Origin of the sequence: Treponema berlinense (assembly GCF_900167025.1) — a bacterium.
GTDB classification, from domain to species: Bacteria; Spirochaetota; Spirochaetia; order Treponematales; family Treponemataceae; genus Treponema_D; species Treponema_D berlinense.
The window spans coordinates 61,637-82,451 of the sequence record NZ_FUXC01000005.1 but is presented as its reverse complement, the minus strand read 5'-3'; the positions used below and the strand labels follow the sequence as shown (position 1 = coordinate 82,451).

The 20,815-nt window shown below is 38.8% G+C and carries 15 protein-coding genes; 11 read left to right on the top strand and 4 right to left on the bottom strand.

Annotation, left to right across the window (positions count from 1 at the left end):
* Nucleotides 1-266 precede the first annotated feature (266 nt).
* The gene (locus B5D47_RS05595) at nucleotides 267-629 is read right to left on the bottom strand and encodes a helix-turn-helix domain-containing protein (RefSeq protein ID WP_078930857.1); all 363 of its coding nucleotides are present in this window, start codon (nucleotides 627-629) and stop codon (nucleotides 267-269) included.
* Between the two features lie 103 nt (nucleotides 630-732).
* Here B5D47_RS05595 and B5D47_RS05590 point away from each other — a divergent pair, with 103 nt between their 5' ends.
* The 5 genes from B5D47_RS05590 (at nucleotide 733) to B5D47_RS05570 (ending at nucleotide 6,653) form a co-directional block, all read left to right on the top strand.
* Nucleotides 733-2,157: a transglutaminase domain-containing protein gene (locus tag B5D47_RS05590; RefSeq protein ID WP_078930856.1), complete on the top strand. Its 1,425-nt coding sequence runs from the start codon at nucleotides 733-735 to the stop codon at nucleotides 2,155-2,157.
* Between the two features lie 588 nt (nucleotides 2,158-2,745).
* A complete protein-coding gene (locus B5D47_RS11290; protein ID WP_143592612.1) occupies nucleotides 2,746-3,048 on the top strand; it encodes a hypothetical protein in 303 nt (100 codons plus the stop codon).
* A gap of 208 nt (nucleotides 3,049-3,256) precedes the next feature.
* Nucleotides 3,257-3,676 (top strand): CidA/LrgA family protein, encoded by a 420-nt coding sequence (locus B5D47_RS05580; RefSeq protein ID WP_078930854.1) that lies wholly within the window; start codon nucleotides 3,257-3,259, stop codon nucleotides 3,674-3,676.
* Between the two features lie 4 nt (nucleotides 3,677-3,680).
* Complete coding sequence (locus B5D47_RS05575; protein WP_078930853.1) at nucleotides 3,681-4,382, top strand: LrgB family protein; 702 nt, start codon at nucleotides 3,681-3,683, stop codon at nucleotides 4,380-4,382.
* Between the two features lie 81 nt (nucleotides 4,383-4,463).
* Nucleotides 4,464-6,653: a substrate-binding domain-containing protein gene (locus B5D47_RS05570; protein WP_078930852.1), complete on the top strand. Its 2,190-nt coding sequence runs from the start codon at nucleotides 4,464-4,466 to the stop codon at nucleotides 6,651-6,653.
* 3 nt (nucleotides 6,654-6,656) lie between these two features.
* Here the strand turns inward: B5D47_RS05570 and B5D47_RS05565 are convergent, their stop codons facing one another.
* From B5D47_RS05565 to B5D47_RS05555, 3 genes are all read right to left on the bottom strand, one after another.
* Nucleotides 6,657-7,886, bottom strand: coding sequence for a hypothetical protein (locus B5D47_RS05565; protein WP_078930851.1), 1,230 nt, complete (start codon nucleotides 7,884-7,886; stop codon nucleotides 6,657-6,659).
* 1 nt (nucleotide 7,887) lies between these two features.
* Complete coding sequence (locus B5D47_RS05560) at nucleotides 7,888-10,245, bottom strand: hypothetical protein (RefSeq protein ID WP_078930850.1); 2,358 nt, start codon at nucleotides 10,243-10,245, stop codon at nucleotides 7,888-7,890.
* A 76-nt stretch (nucleotides 10,246-10,321) separates the two neighbouring features.
* Nucleotides 10,322-12,712 carry a helix-hairpin-helix domain-containing protein gene (locus B5D47_RS05555; RefSeq protein WP_078930849.1) on the bottom strand — a complete coding sequence of 797 codons (2,391 nt, stop codon included), beginning with the start codon at nucleotides 12,710-12,712 and terminating at the stop codon, nucleotides 10,322-10,324.
* Between the two features lie 171 nt (nucleotides 12,713-12,883).
* On the opposite strand from B5D47_RS05555, the gene B5D47_RS05550 reads away from it, so the two are divergent.
* The 6 genes from B5D47_RS05550 (at nucleotide 12,884) to B5D47_RS11285 (ending at nucleotide 20,674) form a co-directional block, all read left to right on the top strand.
* Entirely contained in the window at nucleotides 12,884-14,107 is a 1,224-nt protein-coding gene (locus B5D47_RS05550; protein ID WP_078930848.1) for a TetR/AcrR family transcriptional regulator, read from the top strand.
* Nucleotides 14,108-14,212: 105 nt separating this feature from the next.
* Nucleotides 14,213-15,637, top strand: a complete 1,425-nt coding sequence (locus B5D47_RS05545) for a TolC family protein (protein ID WP_078930847.1) — start codon at nucleotides 14,213-14,215, stop codon at nucleotides 15,635-15,637.
* A gap of 96 nt (nucleotides 15,638-15,733) precedes the next feature.
* Nucleotides 15,734-16,660 carry an efflux RND transporter periplasmic adaptor subunit gene (locus tag B5D47_RS05540; protein ID WP_078930846.1) on the top strand — a complete coding sequence of 309 codons (927 nt, stop codon included), beginning with the start codon at nucleotides 15,734-15,736 and terminating at the stop codon, nucleotides 16,658-16,660.
* A gap of 59 nt (nucleotides 16,661-16,719) precedes the next feature.
* Nucleotides 16,720-19,932 (top strand): efflux RND transporter permease subunit, encoded by a 3,213-nt coding sequence (locus B5D47_RS05535; protein WP_078930845.1) that lies wholly within the window; start codon nucleotides 16,720-16,722, stop codon nucleotides 19,930-19,932.
* 90 nt (nucleotides 19,933-20,022) lie between these two features.
* Nucleotides 20,023-20,364: a PG0541 family transporter-associated protein gene (locus B5D47_RS05530; RefSeq protein ID WP_234969920.1), complete on the top strand. Its 342-nt coding sequence runs from the start codon at nucleotides 20,023-20,025 to the stop codon at nucleotides 20,362-20,364.
* A gap of 49 nt (nucleotides 20,365-20,413) precedes the next feature.
* Nucleotides 20,414-20,674, top strand: coding sequence for a hypothetical protein (locus B5D47_RS11285; RefSeq protein ID WP_143592611.1), 261 nt, complete (start codon nucleotides 20,414-20,416; stop codon nucleotides 20,672-20,674).
* The last annotated feature ends 141 nt before the right edge of the window (nucleotides 20,675-20,815 follow it).

Here is a 20,815-nt window from a genome sequence, read left to right as displayed (position 1 = left end):
GGACATTTTTGAGCAATTCAAAAACACGGGTGGTTCGGCAACAAATTGCCGCTGCTCCATTGTCTGCCACAAAACATAGCCCCGATTGGAACAGCGCCGGAGGCGTTCGGCTTTGCCGAATGCAGCGTATAGCGGAACTGCGGAAAGCGGGTTTGTGAGAAAATTGCGCTCCGGTTTATTAAAACAAAATATTTTTGAGTTTTTTATAAAAAGTTTGCTCCCGGAACTTTGATTTCCGTTCCAAATAAGCGTAAATAAATTTCTTTCTATTCTAATGAGATATTCTGTTCTTTGTTCAGTTTTTTTTCTATATTCTCAAGTTTTGATTCAATCGTTGTCAGCCGAGGAAACATAATATTCTGCATCATTGCGCAAATCATATTCACTTCTTTTATGTTAACGTCTCTTTCGCTTGCAAACAAATCTCCGCAGGAAATGTTCAGTTCCCGACAGATTCTGTCAATCAATGACGCAGAAGCGAATTGAACGCCAGTTTCAATAAATGAAAGATGTTTTTGAGAAATTTCCAGACGCTCTGAAAGTTGCTTTTGTGTTAGTCCAACTCTTTTTCTATGCTTTTTTAAATTCTGAGCAAAGACTTGTGCAACATCAGCTTTGTTTGCATTCATAGATAAAAATTATGCAGACATTTTTGTTTTTTAGAACTCTTTTAAAAGTAATATTTATTACCTATTAAATTGATTTTGTAAGAATTTATGCTAAAATATTTTTATGAAATCTAAATTAAAATTCCTTTTTACAACCTTTTGCGTAATATTAAGTTTTATTATTTCTTCTTGTACAACTATTGATTCTTTACAAGAAGCAATTTCTTCTCTTTTCGAGAGTCAAAATTCCAACATTCAAAATAATGAAACTCAAAAAATTAAAAAAGTTTCTTCAACAATGTATAAAATTCCAGAAGATTACGAAAAAGCTTATTCTTTTAGAACAGATACGCCGCATCCTATGGCAAAGAAAATTCCTACAAACATTGCAAAGTTAAAAACTTCTAATCCGGCAGAATACGTAAATAAATGTTGCGAATTTATAAATTCAAATTCTACAGATGATTTTGAAAAAGTGAAGATTGCACATGACCTCGTTGCTTTAAATGTAAAATATGATGCTAAGAATTTTTGGGCAGAAACAGTTCCGCCTCAAAATTATGAAAATGTTTTAAAAACCGGCTATGCAGTTTGTGAGGGATATTCAAATCTTTTGAAGAAATTTTTGGACACTTTAAATTTTAAAAATTCAAAGGTTTCCGGCTATGCACGTGGAGTCGGCACTTCCCTTATGGCAGAAAACAATATGGATTCAAACCATGCATGGAATATGGTAAAAATTGAAAACGCCTATTATTTTATCGATAGCACTTGGGATTCTGGTTACATGAACGGAAAAAAATCCGTCCAAAAATATACAACTGATTGGCTTTTTATAAAACCAGAACATTTTATTTTTACACATCTGCCAGAAAGACAACAACAACAGCTTTTAAAAGAGCCTGTTTCAAATACCGAGTTTTTAAAACTTGCAGACTTTCAGCCCAAATTTTTTGAAGTTGCTGAAAATTTCGTAATTAAAAATGGTGAATTACCCCAAAAAACAAATCACGTCTTAAATTCGATTCAATTTGAATATGAAACAAAAGCGAACTATTACTTAGATTTTTCAGTAGTTCAGACAGAAAAAAACAAGAGAATTGAAAACTCAACTTTTACACAAACGAAAGGAAATATTTCAAACACCGTAATTCAATTTCCAGAAGCAGGAAAGTATCAAATTCAGATTTTTTATTATAAAAAGACAGAAAGACAAGGCCTTGGATGTGCAGAATTTTTTGTGAATGCCCAAGATGGAAGTCAAATTCGTTATCCTCGAATTTATCAGAATTCTTTTGATGCAAAAGTAATTTGTCCGATTGAAATGCCTTTAAAAAAAGGTGAAACCTATCATTTTGAAATTAATTGTCCAAGCAAAAATTTTGCAGCAGTGATCTGTGGTAAAAATTTTTCGCAAATGCAGAAAAATGATGACGGAACATTTTCTTTGGACTTTACTGTTCCAACAAATATTTCTCAACTTAATATAGGCGTTTCTTCTGCAAAAACAGGTTCTTATCAGACTGTTGCAACATACATTTGCAAATAATTTTATTTTGAAGGGGAAAGTATGAAGTCTTTTTTTATAAAATGTAAGAGTGTTTTTTGCCTCGCTAAAATTAAAACAAAAATGTTCTTTTCTGAGCTTTTTTTTAAGATAAAATTATTTTTCAAAAAAATTATTTCTGCAATTCAAAATTGGTTGACTTCAATTGGCTTAAAACTTCTTGGCTTTAGAGAAAAAATCTCCAAAGTTCATAAAAAACCTCAAAACAATTGCAATACAGAGGATTTTTCGCAGCCAGAAACAAAATCTAAAACAGAACAAAAAACTTCTGACGAAACAGAGGTTCAAACTCCTTGCAAAAAAACAAATTCATTCAGAAATAAATTCGGACGCGGGATTTTTCACTTTTTTGACATTATTTTTGAAGTAATCTTTGCCTGCGGAATTATCTTTTATATCCGTCATGATTTTTTAAATTTTGACCAATTAGAAAATTTTTTTATTCACTTAAACGCTAATACAATAATTATACTAACTAGTTCTTTTTCTTCATTAGAAAATATTTCCGAAACCGCCGTTTTTTTAATTTTTGCACTTATTATTTTTTACCTTTTATTCAAATTTTTTTATTTGCTTTTCTTAGCCAACGGCGCAAATAAAATCGTTGCAATTCTCCTGCTTGCAATTTCTGCACTTTGCCTAAGCCTTGTAAACGATAAATTCTTGATTTTTCTTGCGCTTTATATTTTGGTGTTTTTTTCGTTTCAGTTTACCTGCGGCTCTTCTTTTTTAACAATTAAAAGAAAATTCTTTACAGTTGTAATCCTCGACCTTATTGCTTACTTTGTAATTTTAATAATTTTTGACAATATTTTTAGAAATTGCATTTTATTTCTTATTAAGAGAATTGCGCTGCCTGTAGGTTTATTTTAATTCCTGCCACAAAACATAGCCCCGATTGGAACAGCGCCGGAGGCGTTCGGCTTTGCCGAATGCAGCGTATAGCGGAACTGTGGAAAGCGGGTTTGTGAGAAAATTGCGCTCCGGTTTATTAAAACAAAATATTTTTGAGTTTTTTATATTAAATTAACAGCTTTTTTGCTATAACTTTTCTTAATATTCATTTTTTTGAGTTAGTTTTATGAAATTCGTTAAACAATTTGCAATTTTTGTAACAATCTGCTTTATTGGCGAGGTTTTGCACAAAGTAATTCCGCTGCCTGTTCCGGCTTCGATTTACGGTCTTGTGCTCATGTTCTGCGCGTTAAAATTTAAAATTATGCCGCTGCAGGAAGTCGAAGTTTTTTCTGATTTTCTTTTGGAAATTATGCCTCTTCTTTTTATTCCTTCGACCGTTGGTTTAATCGTTGCCTGGCCAATTATTCAAAAACACTGGCTTCCGATTTTAATTATAACTTTGCTCGGTACGACTTTTATTTTTTTTGTTGTCGGTCACGTAACTCAATTTTTTGCAAAACTTGTGAGTTCCCGAAATAACCAAAAATCTTCCGGCAATGCAGAATCTCAACAGTCAAATTCTACGGCAGGCAATAAGGATTAAAAAAATGGAACATATTTCAACTTTTTTAACAAATTCTGTTTCTTTTGGATTTTCAATAACGCTTATAAGTTTTTTGGCAGCAACCTGGCTTTACAAAAAAACTCACTTTGTTCTTTTTTCGCCGCTTTTTGTTTCCAGCGCAATTGTAATCGCTGTTTTGATTATTTTTAAAATTCCTTATTCCGAATACTTAAAAAGCGCCGACTTTTTGTATTATCTTATGACGCCGGTAACGGTTGCCCTCGCAATTCCTCTTTACCGCCAATTCCAAAAACTTCGCGAAAATGCGCTTGCTATCGTGCTTGGAATTGTGAGCGGAATTATTTCCAACGCTTTTTTTGTTCTTGGAGTTTGCCTTATTTTTAAAATCGGGCACGAAGAATACGTTTCTCTTCTTCCAAAATCGATTACAACGCCAATCGCAATTGCAATCACCGAACAGAACGGCGGACTTGCAGCCCTTACAATTATGATGGTCAGCGTAGCAGGAATTTTTTGCAACACTTTTGCCCTAATTCTCTGCCGGCTTTTTAAAATCGCAGAACCTGTAGCCCGCGGTGTTGCCTGCGGAACTTGCGGACACGCAATGGGAACTTCAAAAGCTCTGGAAATGGGCGATGTTGAAGGCGCAATGAGCGGTCTGAGCATTGCTGTCTGCGGAGTTCTTTCCGTAATAATTCTTCCGTTTTTTATGGGATTGAATTAGTTTTTTGGCAAAAACTTGGTTCATTATTTTTGTAGATTTTTCTATAAAAAATGCTCATTGTAGTGTTATAATAGAAAGACTATGAACCAAGGAATTGCAAAACGCCGCGCTTTTTTAACTCAACGCAAAAATCAGGGAAACCGCGTTACTGTCGGTTTTACAGGAATTGCCGATTTCCGTTCATTTATCGGTCAAGAATACATTGCCGGCATGATGAAGGCGGCCTCTGATTACGACTTGAATTTCATCAACTTTGCAGGAGCAATCAAATATTCGCTTTTTGACGATATTGATTTTATTTCGCACTATCTAAAAAATTTCCGTTTTATGAAGGCTCCTCTCGTTGACGGACTTGTAACCTGGACTTCTTCGCTCTGCTCTTTTTTAGACACAAAAACCATAGTTCAAACTTTTAATGCTTTAAAACCGCTTCCAATGGTAGACATTGGTTATCTTGATATTGAAGGAATTCCGTGCATCCGCATAGACAACAATTCTTCGATAGCGCTGATAATGGATCATCTTATAAACAGGCACGGCTACAAGCATTTTGTCTTTATTGGTTCAAAAATTTCAGAACCTCATATGCGCCGTCTGAACGCTTTTCAAAACGAACTTAAAAAATATGGAATTTCCGAACTGCCTGATTCAATTTATATGACAAAAACGATGGATTCTATCGATATTGCCATGGCAGTTAACAAACTTTGTTCTGCTTACAACTTAAAAGACCACTCAGAAATCGACTGTATTATAACATCTTCGGACATTATTGCGGCCACTGTAATCGAAGAGCTAGACAAACAGAATATCTGCGTTCCAAAAGATGTTGCCGTAACAGGCTTTAACAACCAGTACAATGGAATTACCGCGCGTTCTCCAGTTACAACGATGGATCTTGAATATTTTAAGCGCGGTTATGCTGCTGTTGAACTTTTAATCGACAGAATTATGTCTCCGGAAGAACAATTCAAGACGCGGCTTGTTCCTACAACCCTTCTTATCCGCCAGTCGTGCGGTTGTTTTGAGCAGAGCATTGAAGATGCAGGCGAAGAAATAAACACAGCAAACTCTATGCCTGGCACAAATCTGTCCGAAGAAGAAGTTAGGAATTATCTTTTTCGATTAACCCGGAATATTTTTTCAGGACGTCCGGAAATAGAAATTAAAAATCTTATTGATGCTATTTTTGATGATATTTACGAACAAAAAAGTCCAAGCTCAATATTGCGCTGGTTTCAAAATCTCTTGCAAAATATCCGCAAAGATTCTGTCCTTGTAAACAGCGAACTTCAGCAAAATATTACAAATCTGCGCAAAATCATTCTTCCAATGGTAAAAGATGACGACAAACAATTTTCTCATATCGAAAATATTTTTCATCAGCTGCGTTCTCTTGTTTCTGTTTTTATTGAATACGATACTCTCTCAACCCGGGAAAATTCTTATTTAATGAACAATTTGTCTCAAATTGCCATGAATTTTGCGAGCGCGACGACTGGAAAACAAATTCAAGATGTCTTGCGCTATCAGCTTTCAGAAATGGAAATTCCGGGAATTGTGCTCTGTCTTTCCGACAATATGACAATTGATTTGACTTCTTCAAACATTGAATTGATTTTGCCGGAACCGCCTCTCGACATAAAGGAAAAACTTCCTTTTAAGGTTTACGACCCGGCCTGTATTCCAAAAACTTTTTTTCCGCACAGCAGACGCTACAATCTTATGCTCGAAATTCTTTATCACGCTGACAGATATTTTGGCTATGCTTTTTTGGAAATCGGTACTCAAAACATTTCTGTTTACGACACTGTACGAATGCTTTTGAGCAACGCGCTTCATTCCGTTTACTTAAAAGAAGGCCGCACAAAAGAGCGTTCAATGTTGCTTTCAAGCGAGCAGCTTGTCGGAATCCTGCATTTAAAATCCGAAAATTCGCAGGAAAATCGAAATGGAATTACTGTCCGGCAAATTACAAATTATCTGGTTGAACATCTAAGTGAAATGACAAATCTCGACAAAATGGCAGATGAACTTATGGTAAGTAAATCTCATCTTGTGCGCAGGGCAAAGGAATTGACAGGATTTACAATTCAAACCTTGCACGAAAAATTAAAAATTGAGCAGGCAAAAAATCTTCTGCAAGTTGAATCTATAAAACTTGCAGAAATTGCTTCGCGCCTTGGTTTTCAAAATCAGAATTATTTTAGTTCCGTATTCAAAAAAAATACCGGCATGAGCCCACGTGCATGGGCACACCGGTATCATTAAAAATTAAAATCCTGCTTTTAATCCAACGTAAGCGGCAAAACCTGTTACGCCGAAACTTCTTGCAAAATCTGCGCCCCGGGTTTGAACTCCGGCGTCGATTTCAAGAACATGGGCATTTATCATAAATCCCATTGAATGTTTAAAGATAAGATTTTCGTATGCTGTTGCAAATTTTAAGCCGACAACGTTCAGCAACCTAAAGTCTGCGGACAAATTGTATTCACCGTAAACCATGCAGTCGCTTGAATAAGGATTTCGCACTGCAAGATCAACTTTCGGACAAATTTCGCACCACGCTCCAAAAGGTCTCCATGTAGCTTCCAGACCCAAAATAAACGGTCTGTGCACTTTTTTTGTTTCCTTGCTGTAAACGGTATCGTCTTCTCCATAATCTTTTGTATAAGAATTTGTCTCGTCAAAAATACCAAAGGCATTCTGCTGTTCAAAAACTCCCCAGAACCGTTTATAAGCCTTGTATTTTAAGCGTCCTGGAACAACTGGAATTCTTGTAAAAAGTCCAAGATCAAGTTTTTTTCCAAACGATCTTTCAACTTCGCCCGAAAAGTCAAAGCCGGCGCTTTTTACAAGTTCAGAAAGTGTTTCCTGAATAAACGCAGAATCTATTGTTTTATCGTCAATTCCTTCCAAATCAATTACAGAATAAAGATTTAACGGCAAATCTGCTTCTGCTCGCATTAAACCGTTTTCGTTCGACGTGTATTTTGCAGTTCCCTTTGTTTCCGTAACATGAATTACAGGAGCAAAAATTGTCGGCGTAAAATGCACTCCATAATCCTTTATCTTTGTCTTGAATGTTGCTCCAGTCTGAACGTAAACATCGCTAAAAATCTTTAGATCAATCGATTCGCTTGAATTTACTTCAAAACCTTTGCAAAAAAGATCGAAAAAGTTTTTTGAAATGCCTGTATATCCTGAACCGTCAATTCCCCAGAAAAAATTAAGTCTGAACTTTTCGTTAAAATTAAGCGCAAACCAGCTTTTTACATTGGCATTAAAATCTATTATAAAACCGTCATCGGAAAGTTCATTTGAAACTTCATCAAGGTCAATAACAAGGTCTTTTACAAGCAAGTCCGTTAAACGAATAAAATTGTTAGAAGCTCCAGCTTCTGTTTCAATTCCAAATTCAAATTTACGGTCGTAACGTTTTAATTCAGCAAACGAAAAAGAAGCGCAAATAAAAGTCAAAAAACAAATAAGCAGTTTTTTCATCTTAGTTTTCCTCCTTTTCGTTTTTATTCCAGATTTCAACCTGTCCGCTAAGTTTTATTTGAACATATCCTGACATTCCAAATTCAGCATTGCGAGGAATTTGTCTTAACTGTCCGTCAGCCGTTATTTTGATCGGGATTTTTGGAGTAAAAGGGTAATGGTCAAAAACATTTTTTATCTCTTCGCCAGTCAGTTCAAGTTTTTTGAACTCAGCGCTTGGTTCGCTTTGTTCAAACGAGAGAGTTTTTTCTTCTATAAGATTACTGTCGTCTTTTATACTTCCTGAAATTTCCAGCTGAGTAGAATTTGTTGCCTTGTAATAAATCGAAACCGAATCTACAAGGTCAAAATATTTTTTGACATCTTTAAAATCTTCTTCACTGTCGCGTTTTAAGAGGTCTTCAGTTTCGTCAAAGGTATCGCCATTGCCGTTTATTGTATTTATAAGACTGCGGACATCGGAAACCGTCACATAATCGTCTGCTACATGCGAATCAAGTGGAAAATCAAACTTGTCTTTCAAAGTAAACTGCAGCGGAACTTTAAGAAGAATAAAAATCTGAACCGACTTTAATTCAGTCAACTTTTCAAAATCTTCGCCAGTTAATTCGAGTTCATTTGTCGCATTTGAAAAACCGCTCAATTCGTATTTGATTTTTAAACTGTCCGGCATATCGTTCAAAAGATTGCAAACCGCAGAATCTTCCGTCTTTACAGAATAGTTTTCTGGAGAAAGAATCGACTTGTCTGTAATCATATAATTTTCGTCGGCAAGCGCATCCAAATCAATTTTAGTTTCTTTAAGACCAAGGCTGCCATTTACAAGCTCAGAAGTTTTAGGAATTCCGTCAGTCTCGTAAACAGCTTCCAGTTTACAGTTCGAATAATTGACTCCTTTAAAAACCTCAATTCCCGGCTGAATCGCAAAAACATAGCCTTCAACTCCAAAAAACTCAATATTTTTTATAAGGTCGCTCGCATCTCCAAGATTATCCTTTAACAAATTAGAGAAATTCAAGCCAGTGTCAACTTCGCCAGTCAAATCCGAAGCCTCGCTCAAAGCGGAAATATTGACTTTAAGGCTTTTGATTTTATCAATCTTACAAGAACCACCGATTTCTACTTCCGGATTGGCAGTTGCTTCATCAAAAACAAGAGTCGCATTTTCAAAACTGACAGAAACCTGTCCGCTTACCTTGACGTTTCCTGCAACATTGGAAGGTTTAATAGTCTGATTTTCGAGAACTGCCGTTTTATTGAAAAGATATTTTGTAGATTCTTCAGCAGATAAGGTTTCGTCAGAAAATTCATTTTCAGAAACCTTAAAACCTTCTCCCTGCGAAACATTTATTTTTTCAATGCCGGCAGTAATTCCGCTCCAGCCTTCCGGAATTGTGCTGAACACGTTCATTTTTCCCGATTTGATTTCCGCGCTGATTAAATAATCGTTTACGCCGCTAAAATCAAAGTCGCTCTCAAAAGAAACACAGCCGTCAGGAGTTTCTGGATTACTGTCAAGATCTCCAATTTCTTCGGCAGTCATGGTTAAACCAGTAACCTTCTGTATCTTGAAAGAATCTGCCTGCATAGAAACTTTAAAACTGTGAACGGTGCCTGCTGTTCCGCCCCTCATTGTTCCAGAAAGCTTAAATCTCATTTCCGGTTGCAGAATTTTTCCGCTCAGGTCGAGCACAAGAGGAGAATTTCCTGTTCCAGAAGCAATATTGCGCTCTTCACTCGAAGCAATTTCATTTCCGCTTCCGTCACACAAAATTACTCTTGCGTTCAATTCAAAATCTTCGGAAACTGTTCCTTCTGGATTTACAGAGATTTTAAAATTTCCGGCAGAAAGTTTAATTCTTGAAAAAGTCGGAGCCGTAATATTAAAAGGGATTCCCTTATTTTCTGGAATTACCGACTCAATGCCAGTTTCTATAATTGTATAAGATTTTTCCTCAATCGTGAGGGCTTTTCCGATATTTTCGTTCAAATTTGAAATTTCAATCTTTGTCGAAAAATTAATATCGTTTGTGCCGTCAGCAGAAAGACCAAGCGATACTTCTTTTATCGGATATTTTATTAAATATTGAAGCACATCGTCGTCGCGTTGAGTCGGATTGTAATCGTAAACTTTAATTTCTTCCGAGCCTTCTGAAAGGTTTTCGCTAAAATTCTTACGCAGCTCACTTGCACTCATCTTGTCGCGAATCAAAAAAGAGCCACTGCCAAGCGGAAATTCGTAATTTGTTCCACTCGTCTTTATGGAAATTCTTTCGGGAGTTTCCAAGTCGCATGAGAAAAAATTAAAACCTGCAAATAGTCCGCCAAGGACTAAAAAAAATTGCCATTTCTGTTTCATACTTCAAGTATAAAGCAAAAATGGCAAATTCCAATAATTCAGCGTTATTTTTCTAATAAATAACGCTTTTTTTCGATTATTTCTGATTATTGAAGAAAGCTGCAAACGGATTGTATGACAAGCCGTCATCGCTTCCTCTGCTGGCATTAGGACGCCTTGAACCAGAACCGGCAAAGGCATTCTCCCTGGGCTTTTCACCTTTTTTTACAACCACAACCTTCCGTCTTGGAGCACCTTCCTCCGAAGACCTAGGTTTTTTGCCTTCATTGGTCTGACCAAGCCGAGTATGGGCGTCGCTTTTTAAGGAAAGAGAAATTCTCTTACGGTCTTTGTCCAAATCGATAATTGTAAATTCCTTTACATCGCCAACCTTCACCACTTCCATAGGGTCAGAAACAAAACTGTCGCTTAACTCAGAAACGTGAATCAAAGCGGTTTCGTGCAAGCCAATGTCAACAAACGCACCAAAGTCAACAACGTTTTTGATTTTTCCTGTAACTTTCATTCCGACGGTCAAATCTTCAAAATTTACAACGCCTTTCTGCATGATTGGAGCCGGATAGCCGTCGCGAGGGTCGCGGTTTGGTTTTCCAAGTTCTTCTATTATATCGTTCAAGGTTGTTTCGCCGACGCTGTATTTTTCGCAGAGAGATTTTTTTACGTCAGCAGGAACTGCCTTTTTCTGCTGAACGTAAGACAATACTTCGCGGGCAACTTCGTAGTTTTCCGGGTGAACCCAAGTATTGTCGAGCGGATCTGAACTTTCTGCAATTTTAAGGAAGCCTGCGCACTGTTCAAAAGCCTTTGGTCCAATTCCAGGAACTTTTTTGAGTTCTTCGCGGCTCTTGATTTTTCCGTTTGCGTCGCGATAAGCAACGATTTTTTTGGCTGTTGAAAGGTTGATTCCAGAAACGTATTTTAAAAGCATGTAAGAGGCAGTGTTCAGATTAACGCCAACATTGTTTACAACTGACGAAACTACTTCATCAAGCTGTTCAGCAAGTTTTTTCTGGTTTACGTCGTGCTGATAAAGTCCAACACCAATTGCTTTCGGGTCGATTTTTACAAGTTCGGCAAGAGGATCCTGAAGACGGCGGCCCATCGAAATTGCACCACGTACCATAACATCAAGTTCCGGGAATTCTTCTGTCGCAACAGGAGAAGCAGAATAAACAGAAGCTCCGCTTTCATCAACAACAGTGTATTTTACATCAGAATCAGAATAGTTTTCAGAAAGAACTTTTGAAACAATCGCCTGCACTTCCTGAGAACCGGTTCCATTACCAACTGCAATTACCTGAATGTCGTATTTGTCGATTGCATTGTTAATTTGCTCGTAAGCGTCCTGTGGATTCTGTTCCTGGAAGATTTTGAAAAATCCAAGGAATTTTCCAGTTTCGTCGAGAGCAGCACATTTTGTTCCGTTTCTGTAGCCAGGGTCAACGCCAAGAACGCGGCTTCCCTTGATTGGCTGTGTCATAAGAAGGTTTTTTAAGTTTTCTGAGAAAAGCTCGATTCCGTGGTCGTCAGCTTCGTCAGTTTCGTTGCTGCGAATTTCGCGGACTACGGCAGGAGAAAGAAGACGAACAAGTCCATCTTCAATCGCATCATTGTGATATTTATTAGAAGGTTTTGCTTTTTTCTGCAAAAGAGCGATTGCACCGTCAACCGGCACATTGATATTTACAGAAAGAGCGCCTTCGCGTTCTGCGCGGTTCATTGCAAGAATTCTGTGTGGCTTAACCTGATTCAAACTTTCAGAATAATCCCAGTACATCTTATAAGTGGAAGTTTTTTCCGCAGTTTCTGCATCAACTCCTTCAGGAACAATTCCTTTTGTTTCGATTGTGCCTTCCGCCATGTAAAGATCGTGAACGTCCGAGCGGTTCTGAGGATTTTGAGAAGTTCTTTCGGCAATAATATCCTGTGCTCCGGCAATCGCATCCATAAATGATTCAACATTCAAAGCGGCGTCTTCGTTATCAGTCTTGATGAATTTCTGCGCTTCGGCTTCGACTGCGGCATCGTCGTTCTGACCTTCCATAAAATCCGCCAAAGGTTCGAGTCCTTTTTCGATTGCAACCATTCCGCGGGTCTTCTTCTTTTTCTTGAACGGAGCCCACAAATCTTCAAGTTCTGTCAAAGTTTTTGCGCCCATAACGGCATTGTAAAGGCTTTCGGTCAATTTTCCCTGGCCAAAAATTCCGCGGACAATTTCCAGACGGCGTTCTTCAAGATTTTTATATGATTTAAACTTGTGATCACATTCAGCAACTTCAACTTCGTTAAGATTGTCGGTTTTGTCCTTGCGGTAACGCGAAATAAAGGCAATTGTACAGTCTTCGTTAATCAAACTTATAACGGCACTAACCTGACTTACACGGATATTAAGTTCTTCCGCGATTTTTTTCATAATGTCCACTTCGTTGACAACGAGGGCGTCGATAGATTCTTGTGTAAATTCCATAGTTTTTTTATTTTACAAAAAAAAAGGTTCATATTCAATTTAATTTTTTTTCCGGCTAAATGAACTCAAATTCTTCTCATAAAATTTAATTATAACCTTGAAAAGTTAACGCTTGTTCGATATATTTTAGTTACCGATTGTTCGGTAACTTTTTTTTACAAGGAAGATGTCGTGGTTCAAAAAACTTCAACAAAACAGCTTATTTTAGACGCAGCATTCTCTTTTTATAAACAGCCGTGTTTTAAGGATTTTTCGATGAGCCAATTGGCGGCAAAAGTTGGAATTTCCAAAACGGCAATTTATCGTCATTTTAAAAACAAAGACGCTGTTGTAGAAAATATGAAGAAACAGTTTTTTGACATTTTTTACGCCCAGCTTTCGACAATTCAAAACAAAAATCTTGATTCAAAAACCTTTAATGAAAAAATTATAAAAATAATCAGTTTTTTTGCGGAAAATTCTCAATATATAAACTACTTTATAATTCTTCATGCGCAGATAAAAGATTTTGAAAAAAAAGTTTGCGATGAACTTCGTTCAAAGGGGCTAGAAGACGGTATTGCAAAATTTTATCAAAAAAACAAGCCGGCAAGGTATTCACGCATTTATTTTTGCGCAGTTACGATTTTGTATTTTATTAAACTTCGCGAAAAATCAATCATCTGCGGAAAAAAAACGGATTCAATCGGCGATTTTTCAAGAAAAATGGTCAATTTTATTCAAAAAGGAATTGTCGGAACAATCGGAGAATCTAGCCAAACTTCAAAAATTTCAAAAGAGCGTTTTGCGCAGCTCGACGAGATTTGCAAAATTAACGAAGAAGATTTGCCGGAAGAAGACAAGATTTTTACCGCTTTTTCAACTGTAATTACAAAATATGGAATAAACAACGTTACAGTCGAACACATTGCCGACGAACTCAACATGGCAAAAAGCAGCCTGTATTTTTATTTTGAAAACAAAAATAAAATGCTTCTTCATCTAGTTGCAAAGGAGTTTTCGCTTTTAGGAACAATTTGCGAAGAAAACTGCGCCGAAGCTAAAACCTACACGGAATTCATCTACATCAATATGAAAACCGAGATTTCGTATTTTTCTGCGCGGCCTTCGATTTTGGCGCTTTGCAGCTGGCTTTTGCAAAATGGAGCAGAACGCACTGTCGATGACGAAAAAGAATTTTTAGGACCGAATAATGTGTGGGAAAAGAGAATGAGCGAAATTGCAAAAAAAATTGACCTTGGATTTTCGATTCGTCCGGAACATATTACGGTTTGGTCAGGACTTTTGCCTGTTTCGCTTACAATTTTAAAAATAAAACATAAATTTTCGGACGAAGAAACTAACCAAGCCTTAAATTATATGTTTGATTTTTTGATGTACGGAGCAAAATTTTAAAATAAGGAACTGAAATTTGGACTAAAAAAATTAAAGCCATTACAGGATTTTGAATTTTTAACAGTCCTAAAATAAAAGTAAAAAAATTGGAGGTAAAGAAACAAAATGAAAAAATTACTTGTTGCATTCAGTTTAACTCTTTTTATTTCTGCAGGTTTTGCCCAGGAACAAAAAGAAAAAACAGAAACCGTTACTCTGACGATAGATCAGGCTGTTGAATACGCATTAAAAAACAGCCGCACCTTAAAAAGTAACGACATTGATTTAGAAATGAAAAAACGCGCTTCGAACGTAAGCTGGAACGTTTTTTTGCCAACAGTGCAGGCTACAGGAACCATGAGCCGTGCTAACGACTTTACTCCGGGGACGGGGGACATAATTGCGTCGGCAATGAGCAAATTGAATAATAATGAAGTTCCGCTTCCTACCGATTTCGACAAGGAAGAAGACCGCTGGAAAACTGTGGGAAACGTAAGCGTAAGCTGGAATTTTTCTCTGGCCTACTTTGGTCAGATAAAGGCTGCAAAAGCTGCCTACGAAGGTCAGAAAATCACCTGGGAACAGAGCCAGAAAGAAACGATTACAAACGTTAAAAAACTGTTTTATGCCCTTTTCCTTCAACAGGAAAATTTAAAGATTCAGAAGAGCACCCTCGAAAACGCCCGCCGCCGCATGGTTCAGGCAGAGGCAAACTTCAAGAGCGGACTTATTCCGGAAATCAGCCTTCTGCAGACCCAGGTAAACTACGAAAACACAAAACCTACGGTGGATTCTGCGGAACAGACTTTAAACCAGCAGTTTGACACCTTTGCATTTTTAATCGGTCTTCCAGTGGGCACAAAGATTGAACTGAGCGGCTCCATCGAACCGACTTACATCGAAGCCGACACGGATGACCTTCTTGCAAAATACGGCGACAGGGATTTGTCCATAAAGTCCCTCGAAAACAACATCAAAGCCATAAAAATCGGGCTTCAGGCTTTGGACTTGAGCACCTGGACACCGGCCTTTGTCCTCAGTTACGGCTGGCAGCCAGTTTACATCGGTGATGACGGTGCCTTCCACTTTTACAAGGGGCTGGGAAAGGACGACGACTGGTTCGACAACGGAAGTTTAAGCCTAACCCTGGCATGGAACGTTACAAATATGCTTCCGTGGTCATCAAACCGCCAGCAGGCAAAGGACTACAGGCAGAACCTGGCAAAACTTGAAATTTCCCTCGATATGCTCAAGGAAAACCAGAAAGTTCAGGTACGTAAAGCAGTTGATACTTTGAATCAGGCAAAACAGCAGATTGAAAATATGGAACGCTCCGTTCAGCTGGCACAGAAAGCCTACGACATGCAGCTGCGTTCTTATCAGAGCGGAACCACAGAGCTTCTGGATTTGAGGGATTCTGAAAATTCACTCAATCAGGCAAAACTCGGTCAGTTAAACCAGAAATATCAGTATATTTCGGCCCTTATGGATCTGGAAAACACCCTGAACGTCACCTTGACAGGCAGTGGAAATTCTACAGTAAAAAATTAAGGGCGGTGGGGCAAAAATTCATTTTGTGAATTTCCCAAAATACAACTGTCTTAAAGGCAGCATCTGACTTTTTAATGTGATTTATTGGAGGAAAATATGAAACTTAGAAAATTGATTTTTACTGTTGGTCTTTGTGCACTGACTTTGCCTCTGGCACTCAGCTGTGGCAATAAAAAAACGACTGCCGTAGAAACAGAAGCAGAGGTTGAACAGATTTTTGCGGTAAGCACTCTTACGACTTCTGCCGGAAATTTGGACGATTATCTTGAATTTGGCGGCGACATAAGTTCTGTAAACTCGGTGGCGGTTTTGCCAGATCAGGGTGGTAAGATTACAAACATTCTCGTGTCTGTAGGTGATTTAGTGAACAAGGGACAGATTATAGCCTATGTAAACCCTCTTCGGGCAGGAGCAGTTTACAACGACAGCCCGGTTCATTCTCCTATATCTGGAAGAATTACATCCCTTCCAACTACGGTGGGTTCCACTGTAAGTCAATCATCTCCCATTGCAACGGTTGCCCGTACAGATGATTTGGAAATCAAAATCAACATTGCAGAACGTTTTATAAGCAGAATTTCTCCAAAACAGAAGGCCACTGTCACCTTTGATGCTTATCCAAGCGTTGAATTTCCTGCCACTGTTTTTGAAATAAGTCCGGTTCTTGATACTATGACACGCACCATGGGTGTAAAACTTCACTTTGACCAGAAAGATGCCCGTGTTAAGGTGGGGATGTACGGTCGTGTAAAACTGGTAACCGAATCTGTAAAGAATGCAATCGTAATTCCAGCAACAGCGATTGTAACAAGAGATTCAAAAAACTACGTTTTTATAGTTGAACCACACACAGAAAAAACTTCAACCGTTAAACTGGTTCCTGTAACCATTGGAATAACAGTAGACAACAAGACAGAAATTGCAGAAGGCCTTAATGCCGGTGACGAAATCGTAGTAAAAGGTATGTCGCTCTTGAATGATGGTGCAAAAGTAAACATAAGTTCAAATTCAACAGCGAACTAGAAGTTTTCAGCAGGTGCTGATTTTAAAAGTAACCACATAATTCATTATTGGAGATTTATATGACATTTTCTGAAAGGTGTGTAAATAAACCCGTAACGACCCAGCTGATTTTTGTACTGGCAGTAATCTTAGGTCTTTTCTGTACGACCCAGTTACCGATAGATATGTTCCCGGAAATGGATTTGCCGTACATGATTGTATTCACGTCCTACGACAATGCAGGCCCTGAAGAAGTCGAACAGAGCGTTACCTCACTTCTGGAAACTTCCCTGTCTGGTGTTTCCGGCTTAAAAAAAATGCAGTCTCAATCTATGTCCGGGCTTTCTTTGGTAATGCTTGAATTTAACTACGGCACGAATTTGGATGCAGCCGGTGGAGATGTTCGGGATAAGATAGATATGGTGCGGGGTTATCTGCCCGACGATGCAGATTCTCCTGTTACAATTAAAATGGATCCTTCCATGATGCCTATTTTGAACTTGGCAGTTCGAGGTAATCGTACACCAGAAGAGCTCCGCACTCTAGCCTCAGACGTAATCGAACCTCGCCTTGAACAGCTGGATGGTATTGCCTCCGCAAACGTTTCCGGCGGTCGGGAAGAATCTATCAATGTTGATATTCCACGGGATCGTCTTGAAGCATACGGCCTTACAATCAGCAGTGTTGCCCAGATGATTGGTGTTCAGAACATTCAGTCTTCCGGCGGTACCATCACTTCTGGCGACATAAACTACACCATAAAAAATGACGGTAAGTACAAAAACATCGAAGATTTAAAAAATACGGTTATATCCTATAAGGCAGGCTCAGATTCTGCCCTTCGCACAATCCGCCTTCGGGACATTGCCGATGTTTACGAAGGATACAAGGACGAATCCACGCTGGCATATCTGGACGGGGATCCTTGTGTAATGATAATGCTTACAAAGCAGTCAGGAAAAAACTCCGTTCAGGCAGCAAAAAACGTTCGCAAGCAGCTGTCAAAAATTCAGGCAGAACTTCCAAAAGACGTAGAAATTATAGAAACTTCAAACACTGTAGACATCATTTCCCAGACAATCGGCGAAGTTGTAACTTCTGTAATTCAGGGTGCCCTTCTTGCCATTGCGGTACTGTTCATCTTCCTGCGGAGTTTAAAATCAACTTTGATAGTTGGACTTTCAATTCCTTTGTCAGTACTCATCACTCTTTTGTGTATGTACCTGAAGGGAATTACCGTAAATATGATTTCCATGGCAGGTCTGTTACTGGGTATCGGTATGCTTGTAGACAACTCCATCGTAGTTCTGGAAAATATTTACTCTTACATACAGCGTGATGCAAAGCCTAAGGTCGCCGCCATTTTAGGTTCACAGGAAATGGTTTCTTCAATCATGGGCTCTACCTTAACTTCTGTCTGTATCTTCCTTCCGATGCTGGTATTCCAAAAGCAGCTGGGTATGATGGGCCAGATGTTCAACGATTTGGCCTACACGATTATCTTCTCCCTTATGTCTTCCCTTATTGTTGCCGTTGCTCTGGTTCCTGTACTTTGTTCAAAATATGTATCAAAAGTTGGTGGAACAAGAAACGAAGGACGGGGATTTGCCTACGCTGTAAACAAGGTATTCAACAATTTCTTTGACAAATTGGATCAAAAATATTCAGTAGGCGTTACCTTTGTACTCCATCACCGAAAAATGTCCATAGGAATCGTCGTTGCTTTATTCTTCCTGTCCATGGGGGCAATAAAACTGGTAGGTTTTGTCTTTATGCCATCTTCAGCATCCAACAGCGTACAGGTGGACTTTAAGCTTCCTCAGGGAACAAAACTTTCAATAACAGAAGACACCATTCGGGAATTTGAAACCATGGCCCTTCAGGAGTTAACAGGGGTAAAATACACCAGCGTTACGGTGGGCGGTACAAGTTTGATTTCTTCATCGTCAGAAACCAACAGCGGTTCCGTAATTTTCAGCCTTTACGAGCCAAAAGACCGTCTTCCAGGCTACGACAACGAAAAAACAGCAAAAGCAAAACTCAGAAAATACTTTACCATGTTCCCTGGAGCCTCCCTCAGCTTTTCTGCAAATGCAAACAGCGCTTCAAGTTCATCGGGTGTGTCTGTAAACATAAAGTCTGACGATTTGAATTTGGTAATGGATACAGCCCGTCAAATCCGCAAGGTTCTGGAAGAAAAGGGTACAGACTGGGTTAGCGAAGTTGATTCCGACCTGGAAGATGGACTTCCACAGGCAAACATCATCTTTGACCGTGACCGCATGCAGGAATTCGGCCTCAACGTTTATACAGTTGGTTCAGAAATTGCAGGGGTAATCAACGGAACAACTGCCAGCCGCTACACAAAAGATGGCGACGATATAGACGTTATAGTGCGAGTTTCAGAAAAAGACCGGAGCCGTTTGGGTGATTTGGATTCAATTTCAATGGTAACATCCAGCGGTAAGAGAATTCCTCTTTCAAGTTTTGCCCGTTACGAAGAATCCACTGCACCAGTTACAATTTTCCGCGAAAACCAGTCTCGGATTATTCACGTAACAGCAAAACCAAATGATGGGCTTTCCATTGGTGTAGTTCAGTCAGAGGTAATAAAACTCATAGAAGAGAACGTTGCAAAAGAAGACGGGGTTATCATCAGTTATTCCGGCGATATGGAAGATATGATGGAGGCAGTTGTAAATTTTGGACTGGTAATTATACTGGCAGCCTTCCTGGTATTTGTAGTTATGGCTTCTCAGTTTGAATCCATGCTGGATCCTTTCATCGTTATCCTTACCATACCTCTTTCATTTATCGGTGTAATGGCGATTTACGCAATCACCGGCAACCAGCTCAACGTTATCACAATTATGGGTGTACTGGTTCTTGTAGGAACAATTGTAAACAACGGTATTGTTCTTGTAGATTACACAAACTTGCTTAGAAAGCGTGGCTACGAACTGGAAGAAGCTTGTATTCAGGCAGCCCGCAACCGTCTGCGCCCGATTTTGATGTCTACATTGACCACTGTAATCTCCCTTGCTCCAATGGCATTCTTCCCTGGCGAAGGTTCAGCGTCAATGCAGCCAATTTCCCTCACTGTATTTGGTGGAATGACCTTTGGTTCCCTTATGACACTCTTTATCATGCCGTCAATTTACTATATCTTTAATAATCGCCGTCTAAAAAAAGCTGCAAAGAAAGCAGCAAAAAGGAAGGCTCTTGAAGAAAAACTGGCACCACAGGCACAGATAGAAGATAAAACGTCCGGCGAAAATAAGGACAGTCAGTAAGGGATAAAAAGGATCTCTTAGTTGAAATCCCGGGAATTCTGCAAAAAAAATTCCTAGGATCCTGAAACAGGTCGGAGAGAGGAGGTCTTTATGGAGAACGAAAGAATGTCATATATCGACAATATCAGAAAACATGCGGGAAAACTTACCAGGCTTGAAATAATTTTTTCACAGGCTCTGGAAGAAGACTTTAAGGAAGAATTCAAAGAGCAGAAAGTCGCCGCCCGTTACACAAAACTTGCAAACGTAATGGGAGCCGGCTATTCAAATCCACGCCTCGGAGACGCAATCTGGCCGCAGCTCAACATAATGTACATAATTTACTGCCAGGAAGAAGAGGCCGAAAAAATAATCGCAATCTGCCAAAAACTCCGCGAAAAATACATGGCGGAAGGCATTGCCTGCTTTAAAAGCAGCGCCGAAGAAGTTTAGTTGTCCGCTAGTTGTCTGCAGGCACAAAACATAATTTTTCTAAAAAGCGATGGATAATAAATCTGTCGCTTTTTTTTATTTTGGGCGTTTCCTTCAGCCGCACAAAAACAGCAAGAACGTCATTGTCCGCCAGCAAGTGGCGGCAAAAAACATAAAAAAACACAATCCCGCACTAAAAAACACACAGGCCGCGCTTTCCGTGGCTACGGCGTCTACCGCGCCTCCGGTGCTGCGCACTTGCAGGCAACCACTACAATCGCTAACGCATAAAATGCCTGTTTTATATTTAGCCCTAAATTCGAGTTTTTAATCTAAGCGATGATTTCAGCCTGAATTGAAGAACGTAGGCTGAAATTGCAAAGCAATAGTAACGGAATATGCCGTGCATTGAGCGGGTCTGATGATATTCGAGAAAGTTATAACGAAGATTTATTTAAAGGGGGACATACCT

What these genes read in the sequence shown, in the direction of transcription:
- B5D47_RS05540 (WP_078930846.1), top strand. Translation starts at nt 15,734, where the DNA reads ATGAAACTTAGAAAATTGATTTTTACTGTTGGTCTTTGTGCACTGACT.
- B5D47_RS05595 (WP_078930857.1), bottom strand. Translation starts at nt 629, where the DNA reads ATGAATGCAAACAAAGCTGATGTTGCACAAGTCTTTGCTCAGAATTTA.
- B5D47_RS05575 (WP_078930853.1), top strand. Translation starts at nt 3,681, where the DNA reads ATGGAACATATTTCAACTTTTTTAACAAATTCTGTTTCTTTTGGATTT.
- B5D47_RS05545 (WP_078930847.1), top strand. Translation starts at nt 14,213, where the DNA reads ATGAAAAAATTACTTGTTGCATTCAGTTTAACTCTTTTTATTTCTGCA.
- B5D47_RS05565 (WP_078930851.1), bottom strand. Translation starts at nt 7,886, where the DNA reads ATGAAAAAACTGCTTATTTGTTTTTTGACTTTTATTTGCGCTTCTTTT.
- B5D47_RS05555 (WP_078930849.1), bottom strand. Translation starts at nt 12,712, where the DNA reads ATGGAATTTACACAAGAATCTATCGACGCCCTCGTTGTCAACGAAGTG.
- B5D47_RS05570 (WP_078930852.1), top strand. Translation starts at nt 4,464, where the DNA reads ATGAACCAAGGAATTGCAAAACGCCGCGCTTTTTTAACTCAACGCAAA.
- B5D47_RS05580 (WP_078930854.1), top strand. Translation starts at nt 3,257, where the DNA reads ATGAAATTCGTTAAACAATTTGCAATTTTTGTAACAATCTGCTTTATT.
- B5D47_RS05590 (WP_078930856.1), top strand. Translation starts at nt 733, where the DNA reads ATGAAATCTAAATTAAAATTCCTTTTTACAACCTTTTGCGTAATATTA.
- B5D47_RS05560 (WP_078930850.1), bottom strand. Translation starts at nt 10,245, where the DNA reads ATGAAACAGAAATGGCAATTTTTTTTAGTCCTTGGCGGACTATTTGCA.
- B5D47_RS05530 (WP_234969920.1), top strand. Translation starts at nt 20,023, where the DNA reads ATGGAGAACGAAAGAATGTCATATATCGACAATATCAGAAAACATGCG.
- B5D47_RS05535 (WP_078930845.1), top strand. Translation starts at nt 16,720, where the DNA reads ATGACATTTTCTGAAAGGTGTGTAAATAAACCCGTAACGACCCAGCTG.
- B5D47_RS11285 (WP_143592611.1), top strand. Translation starts at nt 20,414, where the DNA reads ATGGATAATAAATCTGTCGCTTTTTTTTATTTTGGGCGTTTCCTTCAG.